This window comes from Campylobacter sp. JMF_01 NE2 (genome assembly GCF_027737365.1).
In the GTDB taxonomy this organism is placed as follows: domain Bacteria; phylum Campylobacterota; class Campylobacteria; order Campylobacterales; family Campylobacteraceae; genus Campylobacter_B.
Map to the genome: position 1 here is coordinate 1 of NZ_JAOVTR010000004.1, position 17,149 is coordinate 17,149.

Below are 17,149 nucleotides of genomic sequence, written 5' to 3' on the forward strand. Positions count from 1 at the left end.
GAATCAGAGTTTGCATACAATCCTTGAATATTAAAGCTTAAAGGATAGATGAGTTGATTGCTACCTTCAGCGTTATCTATGATTTGTTTTAATTTAAACGCATCACTTCCCTTTGCAGGCGCACTTTTAATATCAGCCATAGGCTCATTTCCAAGCAAATCGTAAATATTAAAATCATCGCTACTACCACCAATAGTATTACGCACACCTGCATTTGAAGTTTTTTCTATATCTTCTTGTTTGATTTGATTTATCTTTATAAAATCATAAAAAAGCTTCCTATTCTCAAAAGAAAAATCTGTAATAATGCAGTTATTTTGTTTATCGGTTGTCAAAAATGGGCAAACCTTAGAAAAACTATTCTTCGCCCTATCTTCCTCTTTCCAAGTTTCACCAAAATTTAAAACAGCAGGTTCGCCTAAAAATTCGTTATCTGATTTTTGATTTTGTTGCATTACAACTGGCGTTATGTCAGCATACAATGTAGCACAACTCAAAAATAAAAATGCTAAAATTTTATTCTTCATTTAACTTCCTTTTTGCTCTAATATCCAAAGCCCTTATGCGAATATTTTCTTCATCAATTAATCTTTGAAGCGTGAAATTTATCTTTTTATGTTCTAAGAGTTCTTGCACTTTTAAATTTTTAAGCGCAACATAACTCCGTAATTTGTCAGCATTTAATTGATTTATAGTGTCTAATTGCTGTTTTGCAAATTCGACTTTTGAATTTATCTTTTGCAAGCTTGGCATTACAGCGTTCATAAACAATTCATTAGCACCTAAATCGCTAGCCGAATCCACGCAAGGACCATAGCATTTTGCAAAACATACATTTGCCAAAAACAGACAAAAACACAAAATCAAGCGCATAACTATTTCCTAACAGGAATTGTCAGTTCTAATGCTGAAAATCTAACGCCAAGAGGATTTAATACAGTGTTGTATTTAACACCGATTTGACCTTGTGATTTAATTACAAAATATCCTTGACCCTCTTCATAAGTTCTAGTAATCGAATTCCAAAAAAACGCTTTGACTGAAACTTGAATAGTAATTTTAAAGGTTTGAGATTTAGTATCCCAAGAGTAATCAGAGATAGTTGAATCTATAATATCAATTCCATCAGGGATTTTACGCTCTTGTGATAGTTGTGCTACATTTGAAAGTAGATATTCCCAGCCATCAGTTGTAACTCTGAAAGGCTCTTTTTCGTTTTGTCTAGGAGCATAAATTAAGAAGTTCTCTTGCAACTCTTTCAAAGGCTCGTATGTCAAAAGAGCTTCGATATTATCTATTTTTTTAGAGAAATTTTTTGTAAGTTCGTTATTCGAAAAAATCAAGTGGTTGATTAAAATGTTTTTGATTGCTAGATTATAAAAACTTTGTGTAGAAGCATCTAAATAGCTTTTTTCTGCATTTAAAACTAAGCCATTATTTGCTAAAACAACAACACCATTAATTTCTTTTTCAATCAAACTTTTCATCTCGGCATAAGTCTTTTGAAACTCTTTGTTTGTTGTTTCAATATCGCTTTTAAGACCACTAATAACTTTTATAGTGCCAACACATAAAATCAAAAAGCATATCCATACCAAGTATGAGTTAAATTTCAAAAAATCTTTTACTTTTTCTAGGGTTTTGACATTATCTACTATCATATTAATTGCCTTTTCTCAAATTTCTTACAGGATAGAGATTATCCGAAGTAAGTTTGTTCTTTGCGCTTGTGTTAGCGTATTCATATCTTGTTGAAATCGTAAATCTTTGGTTGCCATAATCGATATTACCATTTACGCTATCTCTGATAATGTAATAAGTAATTCCGTTTAAAATTACGACATCGTGGTCGCCATCTTTGCGCAATGCTCTCAATGGTTTTTCGCCGTTTAAAGCTAAATAATGTTTTAGCACGCCCACATAATCGATTTTAGTATCATTGTTCCAAGAGTAATGATAAGAAATTTTAAGTGGTCCTTCTTTTTCATCATAGCTTTTTACAAGCAAATTCATTGAATAGTTTTTATTCTCTGATTGATATGTGATAAAGATATTTCCGTGTCCGAAACTAACAGCAGGTTGAATTAAAAGCACATTTTGTTGAAACTGCATTTGTTTCATATCAATACTTGATTGCATTGATAGAATTTTAATCTGAGCAGGAAAAGTTAATGTTGATATGAATTGGGGGTGCAAAGAGATGATATCAACATCTTTCAAAATTCTTTGCTCAGGCGCAATCAAATACTCTATTTCAGTATTTTTAACTAAATTTTCGTATTTTTGTTTGTTTTTACGCACCTCTTTAACAGCGTTAGGGTCGATAGTAAGTTGAAATTCTTTTTGCTTAATTTCAGGCGTTTTGTTTTTCAACTTATTATCAATCGGATAAGTTAAATTTGGTGGATTAATTGTTACGGTTTGTCCTGTTTGTGGATTGGTTGATTGCATAACACCATTGCCAGCTTGCCCTAGCATTTCAGGACCTCCAACGATTTCAGCATACATAAAATTAACTACTAATAAAAACAATAAAGACTTTTTCATTTTACTTTCTCTCATCAAAAATTACTAAAAATTTACCACTTGCAATTTGCGCCCAAACGGTATTTGATTTAAGCATTAACGATTTCCTTTGAAGGTTGTAATGCACATAGGAAATCAAGAAATAACTTATTGCATAAATAGCTATATGGCTATAAATATACTCTATGCGCCCAAAGAACACATACAAACTAACCATACACGCAATGCTAGTTAGCCCTATCACGAATTCAGATAGTGTAAATTTGCTCTTATAAACGAGAAACATAGCCAAACTCATACCGATTATCCACAAGAAAAGCGAATATATATCTGTCGCTCTTGTCAAATACGCATACAGAATATACAACCAAGACACGACAGCAAAAAACAACTCAAAAGCTTTAAAAAAAATATGGTGTTTTTTGCTTGGTTGAAATCTTGAAATATTAAATTTTACTTCGTTTGATTCTTCATTATTATTTTCATTTTTTTCTGAATTCAAAATCGTTATAGTATCGCCATCTAAGGCAATCTCTTTTTCTTCTATTTTAAAATACGGAATAAACTTAAACGGATTATACGCTGCTTTTTTCATACACTTCTTTCTAGACTTTTACAAATATATGTTATTGTTGAATTTCCGAACTCATTGTCTAATTCAAACTCTTGAAATTTTGCATTATTCAAAGCTTCAAGAGATAGAACTTTTCTAAGTGATGAGCCAGTTTTGTTCATAAAAATACGATTGAAATATAGATATTTTAGATATTCGCTAATATCAAATGCTTCGGCTGTTACAACATAATTATCAGCAAAGAACGGCGTTCGTGTAAAAGATTTAATGCCGTGTCTTATTAGATTGTTTTCCACAGCCTGCGCCATTGCCTGACCTTGCAAATCGTAGTCAAATCCGATAAAGATAATGCAATCATCGGACTTGGCTAGATTTAAAATTTCGATAAAAGTTGAGTTATCATCAAAATTATTTGAAATATAATACTCGCCGTTTTTATATGCTACATTGATTACAAAATTCATAGCAAAACTATAAACTTCTGCTTGTGGCAAATGCGCATTGTATGTGCTTTCGGAAAGCAAAATCAGCTTCATTGCTCAACTTTTTTGCAATTATTGTCAAAATTATTTTTTGAAATATAGATTGTCGCAAAACCACTATTAGATAGCTTTACATAGTTTTCTAAAATTTCATAAAACAATTCAACATCTTTGTTAATGTAAGTTTGTGGCAATTTTGTTATTTGATTGTTTTCATCAACTGCTGTTCTGATTCCATAAGGCAGTTTAAAATCGCACACAACCTTTTTGACCTCTTGCTTACGAATCTCTTTTACTATTGTTTCCTCAGGTTTCCAAAAGAACTCATCATCTAAAATGCCCTCTTTTGGTAACTCTAAAACACCATTAATGGTTTTATTATCATCTGTTGTAAATTTAACATCTACACCATTTGACAAAGCCACATCAGTAAAAGTTGCATCGCAATGAATAAACTCTTTTGGTAACTCAGAATACTCAACGCCATCAATTACAAAAACATTTGTCTTTGGGTTAAAAAAGGTTTTATCCCTCATTTTTTCAACAATATCACACTCAGGTGGCAATGCCTCTATTTTTGAAACTTGCTGTGTTGATTTTGTTTGAGATTTTTTTGTAGTTTTTTTCTTAGCAACAGGCTTTTTAGCACTTTGCTTTGCTGTGTTTTGGCACGCAGAGCAATTATTAAAATATCGCTCATAAGTAAATTTGCGTTGATTATTGATAAAAGCCCTTGCGTTAAAGCCCCTGTCTATCAACTCTCTTGTAACTGCTCTTGTTTTTTCAATCTGCGCAAATGGCAAAATTAAAACAACTTTACCAAACTCATCTTTGCCTAAAATATAGTGTCTATAACCTAATCTGCTAAGTTCGCTTGCTACCCTTAAAACATCTGATTTTGATGCAGGATAGACAGCGACAAAATTAGCATTTTTAAGAGGGATTACTCCACTTTTATTTTGTGAAGTAAGCCTCGAAATTGCATCATAAACACTATCTGATATTTGCTTTGATTGAGCCAAATTTTTAAATTGTTTATTTTGCTGATAATGGAAATCGCTTAAATACAACGAATCAAAATTTGGCTCAGCAAATAATGCACAAACGCTAATCGATGAAATACAAATTTTTTTTAACATAACTTACTCTATGCGTGTCATTAGTTTGTTTTTCCTGTCGTAGTCGTATGCGTTCCTTTTCCATCTGCCTGACCTTCACTAACGCCTTTAATAACACTAGTTACAGCCCAATCCCAACTTTCTGTCATACTGTATCCAAGGAAAACCCTTCCAAAAATACCAACAACTACGAACACAACTGCAATACCTGCTATCGCACTAGCAATAGGAACACCGATTTTAACAAGTTGTGGTGCATCGTTGCCTTGGTTTTGCTCTTGCTTTTTCTTAACATAGTTGCTACCCATAAAGTAACCTGCCACACCAAAAGCGAATGCAAGCATTAAAGCTCCCTGCCTAACGATTTTAATGGTAGTTTGCAAAACATCGGACATCATTCTGCTCATACCTTTTATGCTTTCAGAAAATGCAGCACCAGCATCACCACCTGCATTTGCAGGGTCAGGATTAAAAGTAATACCACCGCCATTTGCCAATACAACCATAGGAACAGCCACTGCCAATAAGGTAATAACACCTACTTTACTAATTTTCATTTTAAACTTACTCCTTCGTTTAAATTTTCATCATTATTTTGATTTTGTTTAATCGTATTTTCTTGTTTTAACTCAGTTTTTTGCGACATTTGCATATCCAAAACCTCGCCAATATATTCATCTAGCTTGCTCTTTTGCATAAACTCAGAATACGGTTTAAAAACATTTCCGATTGCTTTTAAAAAAATGTCAGCCAGCTTGTTTCTAAACAAGTGAGGGTCTTCATCTTTTAGTCTTAATAATTGCACGCTATCACTAACCTTATCTTTAATATGAGCAGTAAGATAGTCATACAAATACTCTGTATTCGGTTGTGCATCAAAACCTAATCTATCATTTAACAAATAAGCAAACATTTCTGCTTGTAACTCTTTTACCTCCTTACTATATTCTTTTCTATCTTCATTAAAGTGCATTAATGTGTGTCCGATTTCGTGTGTCAAAACTGATAACTTATCAATATCGCCTTGAACGCCTACGGCTATGGAAATTTGCTTGCCATTAGTTTGTCCTAAAACACCTAAACGCCCAATATCTTCAACAACAACAGGAACATCGTATTTCTTTTCCATCGTAGTAGCCAAATACTCATAAAGCTTACCTGCAACTTTTTCTTGTTCATCATTTCCATAATGCTGAATTGGATATATCACAGGCTTAATTGCGCCTATTTCCCTAGCATTGGTTTGATGTATTGCATCGAATACTGGACAAGGCGAGTAACTTACAACTATTTCTTGTTCAGTTACTAATTGATTTTTTTCATTGTGATACCATTTATCCTCAGGCAGTTGTTCTTTCATAATATTTGGGCGAACGATAATAAGTGCCTTTTCACCTGGTTTTACACGAGCGTGTTCGCCTGCATCATTTTTAAAATTTTGACAAGCTTTATATGAAGCAAGATGTGTTATTGCAAATCCTCTAGCGTGAGCCTGTTCTAATGCTATAGCGACATTTCTAGATGAATATTTATGCAAATGCTTAAATTGCTGAAGATAATCTGCAAAATATTTCATTGCTTCTTTTGACCTATCATCGCCTTTTCGACCTTGAAGCATAGACTCAATTAATCCACCAACTTTTTGTTTAAAAGCGGCTTCAAAAGCTAAAAATTCTTTTGCTCTAGCACTTGCTTTTTTCATAAAACAACTCCGTAAAATATCTCTTTATATGTTATCCTTTTATAACTTAAATAAATATTTAATGCCAAATTTGAATATATACATTAAACAACATTATATTAAAAAATATCTAAATTTTTCATATATTTTTATTAAATTTTATTGACTTTTAAGTTTAAAATAATTATTATATGAACATTAAATTTCAAGGAGTTTTAAAAATGAGAACAAGAAAGACAATTAATACTGCAACGAACGCATTTACAACATACCAAATAGCAAACTTTTTAGGTATTTCTCAATCAACAGTTCGTAAAATAGAAAAACAGGCATTGATGAAATTATCAAGCCCTACCCTAAAAGATAAGTGGCAAAATATCATTGAAACATTAGCAATGATTGATAGAAACAGATGCTACTTATCTGCATAAAAAGAAAAATTAGATAAAATGCTGTTTATTGAAGAAAAAAGGATTTAGATGACAAAAAAAATTTTTAATCAGTTTTATCTGATAACAACGGCATTTTATGCTTTTTTGTTTGTAGTGTGGCTAATCAAAACGCCATATTTTTTAACTGCAACGATACTAATAAGCATTGCTTTTATTGTGGCTAAAATTTTAAACAAAGAAAAGATAAAACTATATCTTGCTTGGCTGGGAATATTTTACATAGGCTATTTTATGTTTGCTCTTAAATACTTCATTTGGTTCTATCCAAGCGAAACACCTTCAAGAGTAATTCAAGGAATGCTACTATTTGTATTTCCGATTGTGTGGTATTTAATCACCTCTTTTTTAGTTTTTCTTGGTATGAGTAAAACAGGAATTCTAAAAACCCAAGATGAGCAAAACGCAATTATTCATAAATTTTGCCCTTGCTACTTGTTGTATAATCCAAGAACACTCCCAAGAAAAATTGCAAATGTCTTAGGTTTTATTCTTTTAATTACAGGCACTGCGTATTTTGTAATTCACTAAAAAGGTAGCCTGATTTACAGGCTTACCTTTCTGTATTCATTAATGAATTTCGTATAATAGTCATTATGACTATCTAGCTTTTGTTTATCCGTGCCTTTATTGTAACACTCAATGACATTGAATTGATTCTTTGAAAACATATTGTAGCAAGACTTCAATACATCAACGCCTATTGCAATGTTATAATATGGATTTAGATAAATCTCTTTTGGTTCAAGTTCGTAAGATACGATAGTATCGTGATTTATTTGCATTAAACCATAATCAATCGTTTCTATACCCCAATCATCTTTGTGTGCTTGAATTACATCGAATAAATCTTTTGCGCTAGTTTCATCTTTTGGAATCAATGAAACAAATTTGCTTTTTAGCACATTAGAGATGATAACATTATCATTGCCACTCAAAGCTTTTACAATAGATTCTGATTTTGTTGAAACTATACCTATTGCAAAGCGTTGATTACGACTTTCTATGTTGATGATTGTTTTAACAATCTTTGGGTCAATACCAAAATCACTTGCTCTTTGGACTACAAATGAATCGATTTCAGCAATTTCAGTGTTAGAAAACGCCCATTCTTTTGCTTCGCTACCATTTACAGAAACATTGTTTTCTGCTTTTTTATTGCGTTTAATAGGTTTTAAATTATTAGTTGCCTCAACTTTACCCTCTAAACTCGCAATCTTTTGGCGCAATTCAAACATTGTTTGTTGCATCTCATCATCTTTACTATCTACTCTTAATTCAAAAATAATAGCCATAAGAACCAAAATTCCCAAAACCAAAAACAAAGGTAAATTTGATAGTTGCGACACAACAACGACTTCGGAATCTTGCTTATCGTTTGATAATGCTAATGCTGTGTCGTTAAAAGGCATAATTCTATCAGTGATTACGCTATTTTTATCTCCGTAAATTTTAAGTTCTCTTTGGAATTGCAAAAAGTTTTTATAGATAGTTTTGTAAGTCCAAGCCTCCAAATTTAACTCTTGTTCGCTTGTAGCACACAAAATAGAGATGATATTTTGCAAGGTAAGATTATCAAAATTTAGACCATCTAATACCTGCATTTCATCTCGCAAGATTTCGCAAATTTCAATATCGACATAATAAAGTTTTAAAATGCCGATATTGTCATTGTCTTTATCTCGCAACAAAGCTAGTCGCAAATCATATTTTTCTAATAAAGCAAAAAAATCTTGTCTATTCATCATCACATTTTTACGCTATTTGATTCTTCTTGTCTTTGCAAATCAGCTTGGGTGATTTCCATTCTGCTATCACTAGATGATTTTAAATTAAGTGGTTGCGTATTAGCCCATCCTGCATCTGCAATGAATTTTTTATAAGCCATAGCGGCAGTCCAATTTCTAGTCATATTGTTTTCCGATAAAACACTATCCGTAAATATTCTCTTTCCGTTAGGAAGCGTTATATCGGCTACTGACATATTTGGATTTTCTCTTAAAGCTCGTAAAAATGCAGGTCCTCCACCTACGCCTAAAAACCAGACAGCCCTAATACCTTCCATTGTAGGTGGTTTTAAAACAGAAAGTTGCGCCCTTGTAAATTCGGCTTGAACTTTATTTCTAAACTCAGGATTTTCATCATAGGCTCTTAAAATTTCAGTTTTTGAAGCTTTGATTCCCATATTTTTCGCAGTAGCAATAACATTGCTTCGTAGCAACTGCAATTCACCCCCTGCGCCACTAGCCGAACGATTTAAAATGTTTTCGCCCCCTCCACTTTCAGTCATAGCCATTTTAGTCATAATGTTAGCAACATCTTCGCCAAGATAGGCTTTCATATCATTATAAAAATTATTCATATCCTGTCTTACAGGATTTCTTGAAACGCAATAATTAAAATACTCTTTGTCTATCTCTCCCTTTTTATACCAAGTTAAAAACTTGTTATAAGCAGATTCACTACAAGTTATACCTTTATCTTGCCCCCACATACGACAACCTGCGAAATCTGTATTAAAATTGTATTTTGAAAAATCTGCTAGTTGTGCATATTCAGGTGAATTATATGGTGGTCTGCCAAATAGATTATTTATGCTTTCTTGAAGCCCATTTTGTCCATTAAATACATTGCTAAACAACTCTTTAAATCTCTCTTCTTTTATGCCAAATAGAGCGAGTAAAGCTTTGATAAAATCAGACTTCATAACATTGTCAAGGAATTGCGATGCTATAAAGTTTTTTGGATTTTCGACAGCTTGTTTAACCGTATCTACTTTTTCTTTTCCCCAGTCAAAAATTTTTCTAAAAGCCCCTTTCTCGTTTTCGGCTAAATTAGGGTCATCTGAAATTTGCTTTTTCTTTTCTTCTGGAATTGAATTTACAAGCCCAGCAAGCATATTTTGAGTTTGCTCTTCCTTTGCTGTTATGGCGTTGCTTTGTGTTTGAACATTTGATTGAACCTCTGTTTGACTTGGTTTTGTAGCATTGTTATCCATAGTCTTTTCTCCTTTTAAATTTTTATTATTTTTCTCTTCTTCTTTTATGTGATTTAAAATGATTTTTTCTAAATTTTTATCATCAAATTTCAATTCGCCTTTTTGATATTGCTGTGCGAGTAGGTCTTTGGCTGGTTTGAGTTGAGCAGATAAATTGTTTTGTTCTGTTTTAATCTCCGAATCTGTTAGTTTTATTCTTGTTTCATTGTTGGTAATATGTTCTAAACTTTTTAAGTAATTGTCTATATCATCTTTTTTGCTCGCAAAAAATTTAATTGCTTTAATCGCTTCTTCTTGGGTTATATTGTTATCATCTTTGAATATGCCAAAATACTTGGCTTCTGCATTTCTTCTAGTATGAACTCCAAACAATCTTTCTTTGTTGCTTGCATACTCGATTTCATAAAAAGCACCAATTCTGTCATTATTTTTTATAGCACTAATTAAATTATCTCCTATCAATGTTTTATTTTGAAATGCAAAACTTGTAAGTGCCACCATTTCATCAGAATTATCAAGTTTTTCATAAATATCTTTTCCCAATTTATCTTTAACTACTTCTTTTTTCTCTTTTAGAATAATCTGAAATAATTTGTCTATTTCAGTATCTGTAAGAGTTGTAGCGTTTTCATCTTGGTTATATTCTTCTACTAAAGCGTCTTTTTCCTTTTTTGTTTTTTTGGTCGGTAAATCTTTCAATAATTTTTCAATTCTAGCAATTTGCGCTTCCGTTCTATTTATATCGGAATTTTCAAAATCTTTTTTCCAATTATTTTTCGATAAACAATAACCGATACCGATAGTAGCCAAGCCTTTATGGTCGCAATAAATTTCAGTGCTGTTATTCTCATAGGCTATTAAAAACGATTTAGTAGTTTTGTTAAAATCTGCTTCCGTATATGTCTTTTTTGGTTGCAAAACAGTATCGCTCATAACATATTCTCCTTTATTTCCAATATGTTCTCACACACTTTGTATCTTCTAAACCAAAGCCACTATAAGGACTTTCATTTAAACCATTTTTTAGATACAAGTCTATATTTTCTTTATCTTCATAATAACCAAAAATATAATCCTGCCTTTTATATGTCATAATGATTGGATTTTCATAGTAATGCAAAATTGTTTCATCTACTACTTTTCTGTCTTTAAGCATATTATAATCATTAGGATTATGAAAAGACTTAAAAACGCTATGACATAAGTCTTTATTTAAAACTGTTAAAGCTTTATGTTTTTCTGCTTTTAATCCATCTCTATCAACTTCAAAAGATTTAAAATAATTTTGTTCTAACAATAAATTATCTTTTCCTAAAAAATTTGTTTCATATAGTGTATAAGAAAAAGGTTTTTCTCTATTTCCTATGTTTGGTGTCAGTTTAACACCATCGTATCGGTAACTAAGCAAAACCCAATCAAAACCCATATAATAACAACTTCCCATAGCCTTTCTAAAATCGTGGTTATCGTAAGCAACTTCTTTAAACAAAGGTTTTTTAATTGTTATATCTCTTAGTTCCTTTAAATCTTCAAAGAAAATTTCACAAAAATTTCCATTTTTAGCTTTTAATTCCGATATTTTGCTTCGATATGTTTTATTGTCATCAATTTTTGTTTTATATGCTTCTATTGCCTCTTCTTTGGTATTAATATGTTTATCTATCATTGGTGTAAAAAAACTATTATCTCCAAAAGTTAGCATATCATCGTGGTAAAATTCTATTGGCTTTATAGATTGTGCTACTTTTTTTAAAAAATCTGGTATCTCTTCTGCCCCCAAAAACGCACCACAAAACATAGATAATATCATTGTTTTTTGCAATATTTTTCTCATAATTTAAAACTCCTAATTATTAAAATAATTTGAGCCAAATTATTATGAGATAACTTTAAAAAAGTTTTAAAGCCTTGCATCTTTCAAGCCTTGCATCTTTCAATTTATCTACATATTCAATAATTGTTTGCAATTTTGCCCTAAGCTCTTCGCTTGCACCACTTAAAATTTCATCACGAGTATCTTTGTAAAATTCATCAAAAATCGCGTTAAAATAAGCATTTATTTTAGCACCATTATCTATACCTATGCGAAAATCTTGTAATTTTGCACCGATATGAATATCAGGGCTTCTTAATAGAGTAAAATCTCTTGAATTATCTAACACAGTGATATTTGCAAAAGTAAAAATATTTTTATTACTGTATTGATTCTCATATAATTCTAGCAGTTGCTTTAACGCATCTCTTGTCAAAATAGTATCTAAATCAAAGAAATCAAAAACTATCCCTATTTCGTAAAAATCATCTTGTTTCATAATTCCCATAACTCTTGGTTCTTCGATTTTTTCAAAATCCTCAACAACCAAAAGCAAATTAAGATTATATTTCAAACACGAATAAGAGAAATTTAGAGCATAATACTTCTCTTCTTCAAACTTCGAACTAATAGGGCTTTTTTGAAACATTTCCAAACTACTGCCCTGCAAAACACTTATTATTCTTGTATATGGTGATACTAGCCAAGCTTCGTTGATACCTAAATATTTGACAATATTTGTTAGCATAGTGCGTGTTGGATAGGCTTCTCGCTTTAAAATTTTTGAAACTAATTCAATATCATCGATATGCGCCATATAAGCAAATTCGACTTCATTGTATTTTAACACTTTGGCAATTTTTATAACACGCTCACGAAGTGTATTTAGGGCATTTTGGCTCACAGTATTTCTCCGTATCTTTCGTAATAATCGATGATACAACCAATTTGAAAACTCGTATGATTAATGTTTTCACTAAGTTCTTTACTTAACTTGTTTCGTTCTTGATGTGCATATTGCATTTCAAGTTCATTACTAGAATATAGTTCTAACATTGATTTAATTATTGCGCCTTGATTTATTAAAACATTTGGTGAATTTTTTAGTAGCACATTGCGTATATGAAATTTTCGACTTATAATTTCATCAAAAACCACAGGACTACAATCTCTTATAAATAAATTAAACTTTTTATAGCGATGCTGTTGAGTTAATCTATGTGTCGCACCCAAAAGTGTCCTGCCTTCTTTTGTTATTGTATCAAAAAGATTAGCAACCCATACAATTTCAAAAACATCATTTTTTTCTAAAATTAAAGCCGCTTTTGGCTCTTCTGCTTGTGTCAAATCTTCAAAAACAAATATACCTCTTTCAATTTTTCGGCTTTTTATGAAATCTAAAATCTTTTGCTCCGATTCTTTCAATTCGTAACTTAAAGGGCGAGAATAAAAAATTTTATTCGTTAATGGTTCATTGGCTAAAAGCCAATCCGCTCTTATGCCTAATTTAATGATAATATTTTTGATAAGCGCAGTTGTTGGATATGCTTTTTTAGCTAAAATTTTATAAGCTAATTCAATATCATCAAAATCTGTTCTATATGACAAATCAAAGCCATTATAAGCTAATTTTTCCTCGCACAAATAGATTATTCTCTCTCTAATTGCTTCTAATTTTTCCATTTTAGTAGTTTCCTCTCGTATCAATTATGCCTCCATTGTAAGGCGCACCATAATCGTAATATCTTCTATCTCTATCTCTTTGAGCGTTTCTATTAGCCCTATTTTGTTGTCTAATGGCTCTATTGTTTATTGTTCTAGCAGTGCTTTGCTCTGTCTGTCTTGTAGCAGTATCAGTATTGATATTTGTGCCTGTTTGTGGCAAAGCACCGATATTCGCATTAGGATAATTAATACCTTGTGTAGGGTCAGAATCACCGAAATTCGTGCTTGGTTGTTGCACGATTAGATTTTGTGGTTCAAAGCCTACACCCTTAATGCCTTGCTCGTTGAGATTGATTTGCAAATCAGCAAACATAACTGTTTTTCTGTCGATTTTAAAGCTGTATTCTCTTGTTTGCAAATAAGCATTACCAACACTTTCAATCAATTTGCCTGCAATTTCAACTAATGCACCACCTAGATAATCGCCCATTTTCGGTGGCATATCCTCACTAGCATCTTCTTGCGTAATAACAACAGCACCACCACTTGTAACAGTTTGATTTGTAGTTGTTTTGTTATTTTTGCTTTCTCTGTAATCTTTGCGCTCATCTAAATAATCTTGTGCGTAATCAGTTACAATGCTAGCTGTGCCGACAGCTGTTTCAGCAGCAATTCTGCTAACTAAGAAATCATCAACTTCTGTTGCGACATTGATACTTGTGCGAATACCATTTTGCACAGCACCTGCAATAATTGTATAGCGTTTGCCCTCTAAATTCAAATATAAAGGCGTTGCAATAAGGGCTTTTGAGTAGAAATCAGGCGTAAGAGCAACTTTTAGCGTTGCGTGTCCGTTCATAGATAAATCACAATTCAAATCAGCATAACCTGCAATTCTACCGATTTTAACTTCATTAGGTAAAACACAATAGCCATCTAAAAATGCGTATCTTGGCTCGATAGCTTTTGCTTCCTCTTGCTGTTGTGCTTGTGCTAATTTCTCAGCCTCTGCTATTCTGTCAGCATTGAAATCGTGAAAAGTTACAGGGTCTAAATTCACTCCTTGCTTTGTAGAAGCTTCTTTATCGTGCTGAATTTCATATCTTTGCAAATGGTTATAAATGACTGCGTAAGTATTGTCTTGCACATCATCAACTTTTTCTTGCTTATTAGTATTGATTACTTCGTTCGTATCAAAAACTTTGTTATCAGAACTAACTCCTGCCCTATTTCTAGCATAATCATCAACACTATTACCTGTTGCATTTGCTAGTGATAAACAACAAATCAATGATAGTAAAATTCTTTTTTTCATTTTCATTTCCTAGTTATCTTAAAATTTCATTGGCTCTATTATCAAAATACTCATCTAAAACCTGTGTGCGCTCTTTGTTAAACTCGATAGCTTCAAGTTCGATAGCTTTAACCTCTTTGTCATATACTCTGCTATGATTTAAACCATCGGCATAAAGTCTATTCTCAGGATATTCTTTAATACAGCCACTAAAGCTTAACGCTATTGCTATCATCATCGTAAATTTTACTATGTGTTTCATTTGACAACCTTTCTTCGTTTTTTTCAATTATGTAATTTCTAAAATCATTTAAATTTTTAAAATAGTATCCATTAACTATTTTTTTAACCTCAAATTCGGCTAATTCCTCTTTTTGCTTTGTCTTTTTGTCTTTTGCAAAAAGTATAGGAAGTTCGAATTCCTCTAATTTGCCACTACCTTGATTTTCATAAATTTCAAAATATTTTGGTTTAAAAAAAGCCAAATTATCATTAATGGCAAAAAATGAATTTTTTACTTCTTCTAATTGCAAAAACTCATTTTTTGCCACTATCAATCTTTGCAGTTCTAACTCTTTTTGCAACTGCAATTTCTCATCAAAAAATTCATCAATATACATAGAAATTGTCGGTGCTAATGCAGGCGTTATCAATCTTTTTGTATGCAAAAACAACAAAGATGAATTAAAATCAACTACTTTTTTCTTTACGCCATAAGGCTCAAATTCAGGCGAAATTATGGCTAATGGCTTGTGTGATAACATAGCTTGTGGGTGCGTAGAATATGGAATTTCTACCCTCGGATATGAAATCAAATTGTTATAATACAGCGTTTGCAATCTATTTAGTGCTGTTTTTACTTTGGGCTTGAGCATTTTCGCTCCTCGATTCAAAGATATGATTAACATACTTACTTATAGAGTCAAACAACATTTTACAATCTGTAAAACTAAAATCTCTTAACTCAACCTTATTCCCTGTGGCTAATGTTTTTAAAAGGTGTTTGTTTGGGTCGTAAAACATACCTTTTACATTGTAGGAAATTTTGTTTTGTAGCACTTCAAAAAAGCTAAACAACTCTGTTTGTGGCATTTTTTTAATCAACTCATCAATTTGCGCATTAATTACAGTTTGCAAATTCGCAAAAGTTTTATAATAATGTTCTTGGATAAATTTGTCATACATTGTGCCATAGCGATTTTCGCACCTTGCGATATGGAACAAATAATTATCAATGCTTGAAGTGCTAAAATGATACCATAGCATAAATTTATCTATCGGCAAAAGCATATTATCCATTAAGGTATTTAACTGATTTATCTCATAGGCGTTGATTAAATTTGTATTGCTGTAAATAAAAACTTGCTCGCAAATATTAAATTTAGCCAAAATAGCCTTATAGACCTTAGTTCCCTCTTTTGTTTTAATAACGGTATCTCTGACAATACAATTTTTGTTACTGCCACCCAATTTAGTAATATGTTTTAAAATATCATCTCTTAAAACTTCATATCTATTTGGCGTATCATCATACAACACCTCTTGTGTTAATTCTAAACAATTTGAAAAAGTTTCATTGTCAATCGAATTCATCAAGATAAAATACTTATCTGTTAGATTATTTTTTACCAAAGTATCTAATGTATCATCTTTTTTTGCTAACAAAAACGCTTTAATGTTTTCGACAACTCTTTGATAAATTTTAAAAATATAAAAGAGTTGGATATACTTCTCTTCAAAGACTTTTAAGTGTTCTCGAACTTCAACTTTTTCATCTTTATCTAACAAATCCAATTCGCCTGAGTTTGAATAGTCTTCAATAAGATACAAACACACTGCTAAATCGTGATACAAAATCAAAAAAGCTATTAAAATTTCGTGCTTGTTTTTATAGTTTAAAAGTTCTTTTTGTAAGGTAGTAACTTTATGCGCCCATCGATAAAAGAATAAAATCGCATTGTTGATTTTTTTACAACCAAGTTTTAAATCTTTAAAAATAGTGTAAAGATAGTATAAATCTTGTTCTATCGCTATATCAATTTTAAACTTTTCATCATTGATATCAAAAAGGCTATAACCACTATAAAGCAATCTAGCTTCATAACTATTAACTAACAATTCTTGTGATAATATGTTATTTGGTGGCGTTGCTTTCTGTGTTACCATTTAAATTTGCCTTTTGCAAAATGCCTTCATATTTGGCAGATACATCTTTTAAACTAGCTAATTTAGCGAGTAAAGCTTCTTGTTTTTTTAGTTCCAAAGCGATTTCATTATCTAAAACCAAAATAGCTTTTTGCTCTGTATAGACTAATGAATTTAATCTATTGTATTCATCTTTGATTTTGGTATTCAAATCGCCTGTTGGTTCTAAAATATACTGTCTTCTTGCATTTCTAAAACTATTAGTAATTTTAACAATAGCCCCCTGCGTTGCAGGCATAACAACTTCGCCACAAGTCGGTGCTAGATTGTATGTAGGAAAACACGCACCAAAAGCCAAATTTGATACCAATACTAAAAAAACAATAACTTTCTTCATAATCTCA

21 protein-coding genes are annotated in these 17,149 nt (G+C 31.6%); 2 read left to right on the forward strand and 19 right to left on the reverse strand.

Features of this window, described 5'->3' with window-relative positions:
• From OFO01_RS06930 to OFO01_RS06970, 9 genes are all read right to left on the reverse strand, one after another.
• Positions 1 to 527 (reverse strand): hypothetical protein (locus OFO01_RS06930; protein ID WP_270875526.1); only part of this gene is annotated, 527 nt, incomplete at its 3' end.
• A complete protein-coding gene (locus OFO01_RS06935; RefSeq protein ID WP_270859598.1) occupies positions 517 to 873 on the reverse strand; it encodes a hypothetical protein in 357 nt (118 codons plus the stop codon). The genes OFO01_RS06935 and OFO01_RS06930, both read right to left, overlap by 11 nt.
• A gap of 2 nt (positions 874 to 875) precedes the next feature.
• Positions 876 to 1,661: a hypothetical protein gene (locus tag OFO01_RS06940; RefSeq protein ID WP_270859597.1), complete on the reverse strand. Its 786-nt coding sequence runs from the start codon at positions 1,659 to 1,661 to the stop codon at positions 876 to 878.
• A gap of 1 nt (position 1,662) precedes the next feature.
• Positions 1,663 to 2,547 carry a hypothetical protein gene (locus OFO01_RS06945; RefSeq protein WP_270859596.1) on the reverse strand — a complete coding sequence of 295 codons (885 nt, stop codon included), beginning with the start codon at positions 2,545 to 2,547 and terminating at the stop codon, positions 1,663 to 1,665.
• Position 2,548: 1 nt separating this feature from the next.
• Entirely contained in the window at positions 2,549 to 3,121 is a 573-nt protein-coding gene (locus OFO01_RS06950; RefSeq protein ID WP_270859595.1) for a hypothetical protein, read from the reverse strand.
• Positions 3,118 to 3,636, reverse strand: a complete 519-nt coding sequence (locus tag OFO01_RS06955) for a hypothetical protein (protein WP_270859594.1) — start codon at positions 3,634 to 3,636, stop codon at positions 3,118 to 3,120. Before OFO01_RS06955 ends, OFO01_RS06950 begins: the two co-directional genes overlap by 4 nt.
• Positions 3,633 to 4,721: a hypothetical protein gene (locus OFO01_RS06960; RefSeq protein ID WP_270859593.1), complete on the reverse strand. Its 1,089-nt coding sequence runs from the start codon at positions 4,719 to 4,721 to the stop codon at positions 3,633 to 3,635. Before OFO01_RS06960 ends, OFO01_RS06955 begins: the two co-directional genes overlap by 4 nt.
• A 20-nt stretch (positions 4,722 to 4,741) precedes the next feature.
• The gene (locus OFO01_RS06965; RefSeq protein WP_270859592.1) at positions 4,742 to 5,257 is read right to left on the reverse strand and encodes a hypothetical protein; all 516 of its coding nucleotides are present in this window, start codon (positions 5,255 to 5,257) and stop codon (positions 4,742 to 4,744) included.
• Positions 5,254 to 6,402, reverse strand: coding sequence for an ImmA/IrrE family metallo-endopeptidase (locus tag OFO01_RS06970; protein ID WP_270859591.1), 1,149 nt, complete (start codon positions 6,400 to 6,402; stop codon positions 5,254 to 5,256). The genes OFO01_RS06965 and OFO01_RS06970 overlap by 4 nt, the downstream gene beginning before the upstream one ends.
• Positions 6,403 to 6,602: 200 nt before the next feature.
• On the opposite strand from OFO01_RS06970, the gene OFO01_RS06975 reads away from it, so the two are divergent.
• Together OFO01_RS06975 and OFO01_RS06980 are read left to right on the forward strand one after the other, a co-directional pair.
• Positions 6,603 to 6,812, forward strand: a complete 210-nt coding sequence (locus tag OFO01_RS06975) for a sigma factor-like helix-turn-helix DNA-binding protein (RefSeq protein ID WP_270859590.1) — start codon at positions 6,603 to 6,605, stop codon at positions 6,810 to 6,812.
• A gap of 48 nt (positions 6,813 to 6,860) precedes the next feature.
• Positions 6,861 to 7,361, forward strand: coding sequence for a hypothetical protein (locus OFO01_RS06980; RefSeq protein ID WP_270859589.1), 501 nt, complete (start codon positions 6,861 to 6,863; stop codon positions 7,359 to 7,361).
• A 14-nt stretch (positions 7,362 to 7,375) separates the two neighbouring features.
• Here the strand turns inward: OFO01_RS06980 and OFO01_RS06985 are convergent, their stop codons facing one another.
• The 10 genes from OFO01_RS06985 to OFO01_RS07030 are packed head-to-tail and all read right to left on the reverse strand — an operon-like array spanning position 7,376 to position 17,142.
• Positions 7,376 to 8,533, reverse strand: coding sequence for a transglycosylase SLT domain-containing protein (locus OFO01_RS06985; RefSeq protein WP_270875527.1), 1,158 nt, complete (start codon positions 8,531 to 8,533; stop codon positions 7,376 to 7,378).
• Between the two features lie 44 nt (positions 8,534 to 8,577).
• Positions 8,578 to 10,761: a hypothetical protein gene (locus tag OFO01_RS06990; protein ID WP_270859587.1), complete on the reverse strand. Its 2,184-nt coding sequence runs from the start codon at positions 10,759 to 10,761 to the stop codon at positions 8,578 to 8,580.
• Positions 10,762 to 10,774: 13 nt separating this feature from the next.
• On the reverse strand, positions 10,775 to 11,662 hold the full coding sequence (locus OFO01_RS06995) for a hypothetical protein (RefSeq protein ID WP_270859586.1): 888 nt from the start codon (positions 11,660 to 11,662) through the stop codon (positions 10,775 to 10,777).
• 55 nt (positions 11,663 to 11,717) lie between these two features.
• Complete coding sequence (locus tag OFO01_RS07000) at positions 11,718 to 12,545, reverse strand: hypothetical protein (protein ID WP_270859585.1); 828 nt, start codon at positions 12,543 to 12,545, stop codon at positions 11,718 to 11,720.
• Positions 12,542 to 13,348 (reverse strand): hypothetical protein, encoded by an 807-nt coding sequence (locus tag OFO01_RS07005; protein ID WP_270875528.1) that lies wholly within the window; start codon positions 13,346 to 13,348, stop codon positions 12,542 to 12,544. The genes OFO01_RS07000 and OFO01_RS07005 overlap by 4 nt, the downstream gene beginning before the upstream one ends.
• On the reverse strand, positions 13,326 to 14,621 hold the full coding sequence (locus OFO01_RS07010; protein WP_270859583.1) for a hypothetical protein: 1,296 nt from the start codon (positions 14,619 to 14,621) through the stop codon (positions 13,326 to 13,328). Before OFO01_RS07010 ends, OFO01_RS07005 begins: the two co-directional genes overlap by 23 nt.
• A 13-nt stretch (positions 14,622 to 14,634) precedes the next feature.
• Positions 14,635 to 14,862, reverse strand: coding sequence for a hypothetical protein (locus OFO01_RS07015; protein ID WP_270859582.1), 228 nt, complete (start codon positions 14,860 to 14,862; stop codon positions 14,635 to 14,637).
• Positions 14,810 to 15,475, reverse strand: coding sequence for a hypothetical protein (locus OFO01_RS07020; protein WP_270859581.1), 666 nt, complete (start codon positions 15,473 to 15,475; stop codon positions 14,810 to 14,812). The genes OFO01_RS07015 and OFO01_RS07020 overlap by 53 nt, the downstream gene beginning before the upstream one ends.
• Positions 15,441 to 16,766 (reverse strand): hypothetical protein, encoded by a 1,326-nt coding sequence (locus tag OFO01_RS07025; RefSeq protein ID WP_270875529.1) that lies wholly within the window; start codon positions 16,764 to 16,766, stop codon positions 15,441 to 15,443. Before OFO01_RS07025 ends, OFO01_RS07020 begins: the two co-directional genes overlap by 35 nt.
• Positions 16,735 to 17,142: a hypothetical protein gene (locus OFO01_RS07030; RefSeq protein ID WP_270859579.1), complete on the reverse strand. Its 408-nt coding sequence runs from the start codon at positions 17,140 to 17,142 to the stop codon at positions 16,735 to 16,737. The genes OFO01_RS07025 and OFO01_RS07030 overlap by 32 nt, the downstream gene beginning before the upstream one ends.
• Positions 17,143 to 17,149: the final 7 nt, after the last annotated feature.

What these genes read in the sequence shown, in the direction of transcription:
- OFO01_RS06975 (WP_270859590.1), top strand. Translation starts at nt 6,603, where the DNA reads ATGAGAACAAGAAAGACAATTAATACTGCAACGAACGCATTTACAACA.
- OFO01_RS06945 (WP_270859596.1), bottom strand. Translation starts at nt 2,547, where the DNA reads ATGAAAAAGTCTTTATTGTTTTTATTAGTAGTTAATTTTATGTATGCT.
- OFO01_RS06965 (WP_270859592.1), bottom strand. Translation starts at nt 5,257, where the DNA reads ATGAAAATTAGTAAAGTAGGTGTTATTACCTTATTGGCAGTGGCTGTT.
- OFO01_RS07030 (WP_270859579.1), bottom strand. Translation starts at nt 17,142, where the DNA reads ATGAAGAAAGTTATTGTTTTTTTAGTATTGGTATCAAATTTGGCTTTT.
- OFO01_RS07025 (WP_270875529.1), bottom strand. Translation starts at nt 16,766, where the DNA reads ATGGTAACACAGAAAGCAACGCCACCAAATAACATATTATCACAAGAA.
- OFO01_RS06970 (WP_270859591.1), bottom strand. Translation starts at nt 6,402, where the DNA reads ATGAAAAAAGCAAGTGCTAGAGCAAAAGAATTTTTAGCTTTTGAAGCC.
- OFO01_RS07020 (WP_270859581.1), bottom strand. Translation starts at nt 15,475, where the DNA reads ATGCTCAAGCCCAAAGTAAAAACAGCACTAAATAGATTGCAAACGCTG.
- OFO01_RS06935 (WP_270859598.1), bottom strand. Translation starts at nt 873, where the DNA reads ATGCGCTTGATTTTGTGTTTTTGTCTGTTTTTGGCAAATGTATGTTTT.
- OFO01_RS06955 (WP_270859594.1), bottom strand. Translation starts at nt 3,636, where the DNA reads ATGAAGCTGATTTTGCTTTCCGAAAGCACATACAATGCGCATTTGCCA.
- OFO01_RS07015 (WP_270859582.1), bottom strand. Translation starts at nt 14,862, where the DNA reads ATGAAACACATAGTAAAATTTACGATGATGATAGCAATAGCGTTAAGC.
- OFO01_RS06980 (WP_270859589.1), top strand. Translation starts at nt 6,861, where the DNA reads ATGACAAAAAAAATTTTTAATCAGTTTTATCTGATAACAACGGCATTT.
- OFO01_RS06990 (WP_270859587.1), bottom strand. Translation starts at nt 10,761, where the DNA reads ATGAGCGATACTGTTTTGCAACCAAAAAAGACATATACGGAAGCAGAT.
- OFO01_RS06950 (WP_270859595.1), bottom strand. Translation starts at nt 3,121, where the DNA reads ATGAAAAAAGCAGCGTATAATCCGTTTAAGTTTATTCCGTATTTTAAA.
- OFO01_RS06960 (WP_270859593.1), bottom strand. Translation starts at nt 4,721, where the DNA reads ATGTTAAAAAAAATTTGTATTTCATCGATTAGCGTTTGTGCATTATTT.
- OFO01_RS06995 (WP_270859586.1), bottom strand. Translation starts at nt 11,662, where the DNA reads ATGAGAAAAATATTGCAAAAAACAATGATATTATCTATGTTTTGTGGT.
- OFO01_RS07010 (WP_270859583.1), bottom strand. Translation starts at nt 14,621, where the DNA reads ATGAAAAAAAGAATTTTACTATCATTGATTTGTTGTTTATCACTAGCA.
- OFO01_RS06940 (WP_270859597.1), bottom strand. Translation starts at nt 1,661, where the DNA reads ATGATAGTAGATAATGTCAAAACCCTAGAAAAAGTAAAAGATTTTTTG.